Annotated in this window: 5 protein-coding genes and 1 tRNA gene; 5 read left to right on the forward strand and 1 reads right to left on the reverse strand. The window is 71.1% G+C overall.

What is annotated here, in order from left to right; all coding sequences use genetic code 11:
- Positions 1-24 precede the first annotated feature (24 nt).
- Both LY05_RS10340 and LY05_RS10345 read left to right on the forward strand, forming a co-directional pair.
- Positions 25-1035 carry a TRAP transporter small permease subunit gene (locus LY05_RS10340; RefSeq protein ID WP_072746983.1) on the forward strand — a complete coding sequence of 337 codons (1011 nt, stop codon included), beginning with the start codon at positions 25-27 and terminating at the stop codon, positions 1033-1035.
- 14 nt (positions 1036-1049) lie between these two features.
- On the forward strand, positions 1050-3704 hold the full coding sequence (locus tag LY05_RS10345) for a TRAP transporter large permease subunit (RefSeq protein ID WP_148923118.1): 2655 nt from the start codon (positions 1050-1052) through the stop codon (positions 3702-3704).
- Positions 3705-3750: 46 nt separating this feature from the next.
- On the opposite strand, the gene LY05_RS10350 is transcribed toward LY05_RS10345, so the two are convergent.
- Complete coding sequence (locus LY05_RS10350) at positions 3751-4209, reverse strand: Lrp/AsnC family transcriptional regulator (protein ID WP_072746981.1); 459 nt, start codon at positions 4207-4209, stop codon at positions 3751-3753.
- A 127-nt stretch (positions 4210-4336) separates the two neighbouring features.
- Here LY05_RS10350 and putA point away from each other — a divergent pair, with 127 nt between their 5' ends.
- The 3 genes from putA to tuf form a co-directional block, all read left to right on the forward strand.
- Positions 4337-7993 (forward strand): bifunctional proline dehydrogenase/L-glutamate gamma-semialdehyde dehydrogenase PutA, encoded by a 3657-nt coding sequence (gene putA, locus LY05_RS10355; RefSeq protein ID WP_148923119.1) that lies wholly within the window; start codon positions 4337-4339, stop codon positions 7991-7993.
- 55 nt (positions 7994-8048) lie between these two features.
- A tRNA-Gly gene (locus tag LY05_RS10360) sits at positions 8049-8122 on the forward strand.
- Between the two features lie 133 nt (positions 8123-8255).
- A partial coding sequence (tuf, locus tag LY05_RS10365; RefSeq protein WP_148923120.1) for an elongation factor Tu occupies positions 8256-9090 on the forward strand: 835 nt, incomplete at its 3' end.

The following is a 9090-nucleotide window of genomic DNA, read 5'->3' on the forward strand; positions in this document are numbered from 1 at the left end:
GTTCCTCGCACAGGGGGGAACGCGATGACCTTGTCTGGCGAAGAGGGCCGCAGGATCGGCAAGGCCGGCGGCAATGACGGGCTGGACGTCGCCGCGCGGCTTTTCGGCTGGGTCAACCTGGCCATGCTGGCGGTGTTCCTGGCCGAGATCTGGCTGATTTACGGCGCGCCCGAAATGCCGGGCCCGGCGCAGGCCCTGGCCGGCGGCGGCGCGGCGGCCTGGGTCATGCTGCTGGCCTGGCCGGCGGCGGCGCTGGCGGCGGCCTTCTGGGTCGTGCGCACGCCCCTGCGCGGCCTGCGCGAGGATTGCGACGACATCGCCGCCTTTAACGCGTTTCTGATCCGCGGCTGCTTCTTCGCGGTGCTGTATGTGGGCATCGCCGACGCCGCGATTTCCTTCCTGCGCGTCGAGGGCCTGCTCGAACAGGTCGTCGGCGCCGATCTCGCCTCGGATCTGGGGCGTTCGCATTTCCGCGGGCCGAACGTTCACCTGCCGCTTGTGGCGCTGGGGTTCGCGACGGCGTTCTTCTCGCGCACGCTCGGCTTCACCTGGCTGGCGCTGCTGATCGTGGCGGCCGAGCTGCTGATCGTGATCACGCGCTTCATCTTCTCCTACGAGCAGGCCTTCATGGGCGACCTCGTGCGCTTCTGGTATGCGGCGCTGTTCCTGTTCGCCTCGGCCCACACGCTGATGGAGGAGGGGCATGTGCGCGTCGACGTGTTCTACGCCGGCTTCCGCCCCCGCACCAAGGGCATGGTGAACGCCGTCGGCACGGTGCTGCTGGGCATGGTCCTGTGCTGGACGGTCCTCATCATCGGGTTCGCGGGCAGATCGGCCATCATCACCGGCGCGCTCTCGAACTACGAGGTCTCGCAGTCCGGGTTCGGCATGTATGTCAAATACCTGATGGCCGGGTATCTGGGCGTGTTCGCCATCACCATGCTGATCCAGTTCACCGCATATTTCTTCGACGCCGTCGCCGACTGGCGCGGCGAGCCGGGCGGCCGCGCCCATGACGGCGCGCACGCCGCCTGATCGGAATCGCTGACATGGAACTCGTTTTTCTGGCCCTTCTGATCCTGCTCATGGCGCTGGCGCTCGGCTCGGGCTATCCGGTCGCCTTCGCCCTGCCCGGCTCGGCGATCCTGGCCGTGGGGGCGGCGGCTGCGGCGGGTTGGCTGTTCGCCGGCTCGCCCGACGCCTATTTCGCCTCGGGCGGTCCGTCGCAATGGCTGTCGGCGGGGGTGACGAACCTGCGCGGCGTCTATTGGGAGGCCGAGCGCGACACGCTGATCGCGATTCCGCTCTTCATCTTCATGGGCATCATGCTGCAGCGCTCGCGCATCGCCGAGGATCTGCTGGTGACCATGGCGCAGCTGTTCGGGCCGATTCCCGGCGGGCTGGGCATCTCGGTGGTGTTCGTGGGCGCGCTGCTGGCGGCGACCACGGGCATCGTGGGCGCGACGGTGGTGGCGATGGGGTTGATCTCGTTGCCGGCGATGCTGCGCAACAACTACTCGAAGCCGCTGGCCACCGGGACCATCGCCGCCTCGGGCACGCTGGGGCAGATCATCCCGCCCTCGATCGTGCTGATCATCCTGGCCGACCAGCTGTCCAGCGCGGTGGATCAGGCCGGCACGGCGCGCAAGGCGCTTTACAAGGCCGCCACGGGCGAGCTGTCGATGCCCTCGGATTTCGACGTCGCCTCGACCTCGGCGGGCGAGATGTTCCTGGGCGCCTTCGTGCCCGGCCTGGTGCTGGTCGGGCTCTACATGGCGTTCATCCTGGTCTTCGCGCTGCTCAACCCCAAGAAAGCCCCCGCCGTGCCTTACGAGGGCGACTATGACGCCCGTTTCTGGGGCAAGGTGGCGATCACCCTGGTGCCGCCGCTGGCGCTGATCTTCCTGGTGCTGGGTTCGATCATCGCCGGCGTGGCGACGGTGAACCAGGCCGGCGCCATCGGCGCGGCGGGCGCGCTGGTGATGGCGGGCTACCGGCTCGAGACCGGGCGCGGGGCCTATGCGCCGGCGCTGCTGTTCATGGCCTCGCTGGCCGTGGCGGCCTTCGCGCAGGTGGTCTATGCGCCGAACATCAAGAACATCCAGACCCCCGACGACCAGATCGGCGTCGTCATCGCCCTGATCGGCAGCGCCGGGCTGATCGCCTCGCTGGTGTGGTCCGGGGCGAGGGCGCTGCGCATCGACAACACGCTGCAGGGCGTGATGGTCGAGACGGCCAAGACCTCGGCGCTGGTGTTCATCATCCTGATGGGCGCGGCCATGCTGACCGCCGCCTTCCGCGGCTTCGGCGGCGAGCATCTGGTGCAGGAGTTCCTGGAATCGCTGCCCGGCGGCTTCTGGATGCAGTTCTTCATCGTCATGACGGTGATCTTCATCCTGGGCTTCTTCCTGGACTTCATCGAGATCGCCGTGGTCGTGGTGCCGATCGTCGCGCCGATCCTGCTGGCCGATCCGGCCGCCAACGTCACCGCCGTGTGGCTGGGCGTGATGATCGGGCTGAACATCCAGACCTCGTTCCTGACGCCGCCCTTCGGCTTCGCGCTGTTCTACCTGCGCGGCGTGGCGCCCGCGGCGGTGCGCACGATCGAGATCTACAAGGGCGTCATCGCCTTCATCGCGCTGCAGCTGGTGGCGCTGGGCATCGTCGGCTTCTACCCGCCGCTGGCCAACTACCTGCCCACGCGCGTCTCGCTGACCTCGGAAACCGCGCCGCCGCCGCGCAACCCGAAGTTGCAGCTGTGCCTAGAGGAATACGTCGCCGAGCGCCTTGCGCAGGACGCGGACCGGATCCGCGCCGCCGCCGATGCGGTCCGCGCCCAGGATCTGAGCTATCTGCCCTCGAAGCTGGCCAAGGACCTGACCGCCGGGCTGGACAAGGCCGAAGAGGCCATCGCGCTGCTCGGCCAGGCGCGCAAGGCGGCCGAGGCGGTCGAGGCCGCGGCCCCCGCCTATCGGCCCGTGCACGACGCCGTGCGCACGCTCGAGAAGGACATCCGCCGTCTGGACAAGGAGGCGGACCGCATCCGCACCCGCCTCAGCCGCCTGCGGCCCGAGGATGGCGACCAGCTCAAGCCCCGTCTCGAGGCGCGGCTGAAGGAGATCGAGACCGAGCGCGCCGCGCTGGCCGCGCGGATCCCCGCCGACTGGCCCGAGGTCTACAAGGCGTTCCACAAGCTGGACCAGGCCGAGAGCAAGGCGCGCGACGCCTATCGCCGCGCCGCGGATCAGAGCTACGAGGCCGCGGCCGAAATCAAGGCGACGCTGGCCGCGACCGAGGCGCTGCGCGCCCTGGCGCCCGATCTGCGCGCCCTGGCCGAGGCAGTGGCCGCGAACGAGCCTGCCGAGATGGTCGAGCCCGTGACCGAGATGCGCAGCCGTCTGGGCGATGTCGAGGGCGCCGACGCGATCCGTTCGGCCGTGTCCAAGGCGCGCTCGGCCCTGCGCGCCCGCACGCCCGACAAGGCCGAGGCCATCGCCCAGATGCAGGCGGCGCTGAACGCGCTCGAGGCCGATCTGACCTGGCGCGAGCGGGCGCTGGCCGAGCTGGCGCCGGCGCTCGATCGCTACGAGGCCGCCATCCGTGACACGCTGGGCGCGCGCCAGCAGCCCCGACTGACGCGCGAGCAGGCGCTGTTCATCGCCTCGTGTTCGGCGGATCACCGCGACATCTCGCTCAGCTTCTGAGCCACCACGACGCCCCGCCCCCGCGGCGGGGCGTTCGCTTTCGCGCTCAGTCGTCCTTCACCGCCTCCATGACCACGAAGGTCGAGCTGTGCGAGACATGCGGCAGGCGCGACAGCGTCTCGCCCAGCAGGCGGCGATAGGCGCCGATGTCGCGCGTGCGGATCTTGAGCAGATAGTCGAAGCCGCCCGCGATCATGTGACACTCGACGATCTGAGGAATGTCGGCCACCGCGCGGTTGAACGCTTCGAGCGCGTGCGAGCGCGTGTCCGACAGCGTGACCTGCGCGAAGGCCACATGCCCCGCCCCCAGCCGCGCGTGATCGACCCGCGCCGCGTAGCCGCGAATGACCCCCAGCCGCTCAAGCCGCTTGACCCGCGCCTGCACGGGCGATTTCGACAGGCCCACCTTTTCGGCCAGCCGGGCGAAGGACTGGCGCGCGTCGCGCTCGAGCTCGCGCACGATGCGCAGGTCGATGGAATCGAGTCGGTCCGTTTCTTCCTTCATGCGCGGGATGATGGCTGAACGGGACGACGAACAAAAGTCAGATGGCCCGAAACAGGCCCGCAAGACGGGACGCAAGCCCCCTCGCGGCGGGTTATGCTCGCAAGCATGAGCCCAGGAGAGCCCCGCCATGTCCCAGACCTTCGCCGATTCCGCCGCCCCCGCCGCCCTTGACGAGCTGCGCGCGCGCATGCGCCGCCGCATCCTGACCGACGAGAGCGAGGCCGTCGCCGCCCTGGCCGCCGCCGCGAGCCTGACCGCGGACGAGCGCGCCGCCATCGGCGCCCGCGCCGCCGACATGGTCCGCGCGATCCGCAAGCGCGACGATCCGGGGCTGATGGAGCTGTTCCTGGCCGAATACGGCCTGTCCACCCGCGAGGGCGTCGCGCTCATGTGCCTTGCCGAGGCCATGCTGCGCGTGCCCGACGCCGAGACCATCGACGACCTGATCCAGGACAAGGTCGCCCCCCATGACTGGGGCGCGCATCTGGGCGACAGCGGCTCGATCCTGGTCAACGCCTCGACCTGGGGGCTGATGCTGACCGGACGCATGTTGTCGGACGAAGGCGAGGGCGTCGTCGCCGCCCTGCGCGGGCTGGTCCGGCGGCTGGGCGAGCCGGCGATCCGCCTGGCCGTCTCGCGCGCGATGCAGGAGATGGGCGCCCAGTTCGTGCTGGGCGAGACCATGGAGCAGGCCGTCAAGCGCGGCGCCCGGATGCGCGAGCGCGGCTACACCTTCTCTTACGACATGCTGGGCGAGGCCGCCCGCACCGACGCCGACGCGCTGCGCTATCACCGCGCCTACGCCAAGGCCATCCGCGTCGCCGGCGAGGGCGCGCGCTGCACGGTGCGCGACAATCCGGGCGTGTCGGTCAAGCTGTCGGCGCTGCATGCGCGCTACGAATACGGCCAGCGCGACGTGATGCTGCCGGTGATGGTCGAGCGCCTGTCCGAGCTGGCCCGCGCGGCGGCCAGGGCCGGCATCGGCCTGAACATCGACGCCGAAGAGGCCGACCGCCTGGACCTGTCGCTTGACGTGATCGAGGCCGTTCTGTCGGACCCCGAGCTTGCCGGCTGGGACGGCTTCGGCGTCGTGGTCCAGGCCTACGGGCTGCGCGCGCCCGAGGTGCTGGACTGGCTGCACGCGCTGGCCCGCAAGCTGGACCGGCGGATCATGGTGCGGCTGGTCAAGGGGGCCTACTGGGACTCGGAGATCAAGCGCGCCCAGGTGCTGGGGCTCGAGGGCTATCCCGTCTTCACCCGCAAACGCCACACCGACGTCAGCTACATCGCCTGCGCGCGCAAGCTGCTGGGCATGACCGACCGCATCTATCCGCAATTCGCCACGCACAACGCCCACACCGCCGCCGCGGTCTTGCACATGGCCGGCGAGCGGCGCGATCATTTCGAATTCCAGCGCCTGCACGGCATGGGCGAGGGGCTGCACGATCTTCTGTTGTCCGAGCATGGCGTGCGCAGCCGCATCTACGCCCCGGTCGGGGCTCATCGCGACCTGCTGGCCTATCTGGTGCGGCGGCTGCTCGAGAACGGCGCGAACTCGTCCTTCGTGCACCAGATCGTGGACGAGGACATTCCCCCCGAGGTCATCGCCGCCGACCCGATCGCCGCCGCCGAGGAGGACGAGTTCGCGCCCGATCCGACGATCCCCGCCCCGCCCGACCTCTACGGCGCCGAGCGGCGCAACTCGCGCGGGGTCGATCTGACCGATCCGCTGGCCGTGCGGGCGCTGGCGCGGGCGCGCGCGCCCTTCGCCGCGCCCCATCGCTGGATCGCCGGCGAAGAGGGGGCGCCGCGCGCCGTGACCAACCCCGCCGATCCGGCCGAGGTGGTGGGCGTGGCGCACGAGACCGACGCCCAGGGCGTGGCCCGCGCCGTCGCGCGCGCCCGCGCCGCCCAGCCGGCCTGGGAGGCGACGCCCGTCGCCGCCCGCGCCGCCATCCTGCGCGCGGCGGCTGATCTTTACGAAGACAACATGGCCGAGCTGATCGAGCTGGTCGCGCGCGAGGCGGGCAAGAACTGGCTCGACGGCGTGGCCGAGGTGCGCGAGGCGGTCGATTTCCTGCGCTACTACGCCGCCCAGGCGCCGCTGGCCGAAGCGGCCGGCCCCGCGCGCGGCGTGATCGCGTGCATCTCGCCCTGGAACTTTCCGCTGGCGATCTTCACCGGCCAGATCTCGGCCGCCCTCGCCACGGGCAACGCCGTGGTCGCCAAGCCAGCCGAGCAGACGCCGCTGACCGCCGCGCGCGCCGCCGCGCTTCTGGCCGAGGCGGGCCTGCCCGAGGACGTGCTGTGCATGGTCTATGGCGACGGCCCCGGCGTCGGCGCGCCGCTGACCGCCGATCCGGGGATCGACGGCGTATGCTTCACCGGCTCGACCGAGGTCGCCGCCCTGATCAACCGCCAGTTGGCCCGCAGCGCCCCCGAGGCGATGCTGATCGCCGAGACCGGCGGGCTCAACGCCATGATCGTCGACAGCTCGGCGCTGCCCGAACAGGCGGTGCGCGACATCCTGGCCAGCGCCTTCCAGTCGGCGGGGCAGCGCTGCTCGGCGCTGCGCATCCTTTATGTGCAGGAGGACGTCGCCGCGACGGTGACCGAGATGCTGCTGGGCGCGATGGACCTGCTGCGCATCGGCGACCCGCGCGCCCTGTCGACCGATGTCGGCCCGGTCATCGACGCCGAGGCGCGCGCCCGCATCGAGGCTCACATCGCCCGCGCCGAGGCCGAGGGGCGGCTGCTCAAGCGCCTCGCGGCGCCGGCGGGCGGGCTGTTCGTGGGGCCGGCGGTCATCCGCGTGCCGGGCATCGAGGCGCTGGAGGAAGAGATCTTCGGCCCCGTCCTGCATATCGCCACCTTCCGCGCGCCGGATCTGCTGCGCGTGGTCGAGGCGGTGAACGCGCGCGGCTACGGGCTGACCATGGGCGTGCACAGCCGCATCGACGGGCGCGTTCAGCGCATCGTCGATCGGGCGCATGTCGGCAACATCTATGTCAACCGCAACCAGATCGGCGCCGTGGTCGGCTGCCAGCCCTTCGGCGGCGAGGGGCTGTCGGGAACCGGGCCGAAGGCGGGCGGGCCGAACTATTTGCCCCGCTTCCGCCGGCCCGTGACGCAGCCGACGGCGGTTGCGGCCGGTCCGGCGCTGGACGAGGCCGCGGCGCGCGCCGCGCTCGAGCGCCTCGCCGCCGCGCCCGAGACGCGGGCCTGGGCGGCCGATCCCGCGCGCCTCGCCACGCTGCGCGCCCTGCTGCGCGGGCGCGCGGCCCGGGCGCTGGCGGCGGCGGCGGCGGTGGACATGGGGCCCATCGACCTGCCCGGACCGACCGGGGAATCGAACCAGCTGTGGCTTGCGCCCCGCGGCCCGGCGCTGTGCCTTGGGCCGGACGAGGAGGCGCTGCTGACGCAATGCGTCCACGCGTTGGCCATGGGCTGCCCGGTCGTCGCCGCCGCGCCCGGGGCGCCGCGCATCCTGGCGCCGCTGCTGCGCGCGCCCGGCCGCGGCCGCGCCGCGCCGCCGCTCGTCGCGCTTGACGGCGCGCTCGACCCCGAGGCGCTGACGCGCCTGCCCATCGCGGTCGCCGCCGCCACGCCCTGCGCGCCCGACCGCTTCGCCGCGCTGCGCAGGGCCCTTGCGGCGCGCGAGGGGCCCATCGCGCCGCTGGTCGCCGGGCTGGACGCGCCGCAGGATTTCGCGCATGAGCGCGTGCTCAGCGTCGACACCACCGCGGCGGGCGGCAACGCCGAGCTGCTGGCGCGCTCGGCCTGAACGGGGCGCGCCGGGCTTGCGTCCGGCGCGCCGCGGCGCTATCTGGAAAGCGTCGGCGGGCATGGTGAAACGGTATCACACGAGCCTTCCAAGCTCTTGTTGCGGGTTCGATTCCCGCTGCCCGCTCCACGCCTTCCCCATTTTCGCGCGCCGCGCGGAGCGATGACCGCATTCCCTGTTGCGCTGCGACGCTTTTTTCACTAAGCGGGCGCGGTTGATCCGCGGTTGCGCGGATGGGACCTCGAAATCAGGGAACGGACGGATGGCGAAGGCAAAGTTCGAGCGCACGAAACCGCATGTGAACGTCGGCACGATCGGCCACGTTGACCACGGGAAGACGACGCTGACGGCTGCGATCACGAAGTATTTCGGCGAGTTCAAGGACTACAGCCAGATCGACGCGGCTCCCGAGGAGCGCGCGCGCGGCATCACGATCTCGACGGCGCATGTCGAGTACGAGACCGAGAAGCGCCACTACGCGCATGTCGACTGCCCGGGCCACGCGGACTACGTGAAGAACATGATCACGGGCGCGGCGCAGATGGACGGCGCGATCCTGGTGGTTTCGGCGGCCGACGGCCCGATGCCGCAGACGCGCGAGCACATCCTGCTGGCGCGCCAGGTGGGCGTTCCGGCGCTGGTGGTGTTCCTGAACAAGGTGGACCAGGTCGACGATCCCGAGCTGCTCGAGCTGGTCGAGATGGAGGTGCGCGAGCTGCTGTCGTCCTACGACTTCCCGGGCGACGAGATTCCGATCATCGCGGGCTCGGCGCTTGCGGCGCTCGAGGGCCGCGACCCCGAGATCGGCGAGAACAAGATCCGCGAGCTGATGGCGGCGGTCGACGAGTACATCCCGACGCCCGAGCGTCCGATCGACCAGCCCTTCCTGATGCCGATCGAGGACGTGTTCTCGATTTCGGGCCGCGGCACGGTGGTGACGGGCCGCGTCGAGCGCGGCGTGATCACGGTCGGCGACGAGGTCGAGATCGTGGGTCTGCGTCCGACCAAGAAGACGACCTGCACGGGCGTCGAGATGTTCCGCAAGCTGCTGGACCGCGGCGAGGCGGGCGACAACATCGGCGCGCTGCTGCGCGGCA

Source organism: Oceanicella actignis (genome assembly GCF_008124525.1).
GTDB classification, from domain to species: Bacteria; Pseudomonadota; Alphaproteobacteria; order Rhodobacterales; family Rhodobacteraceae; genus Oceanicella; species Oceanicella actignis.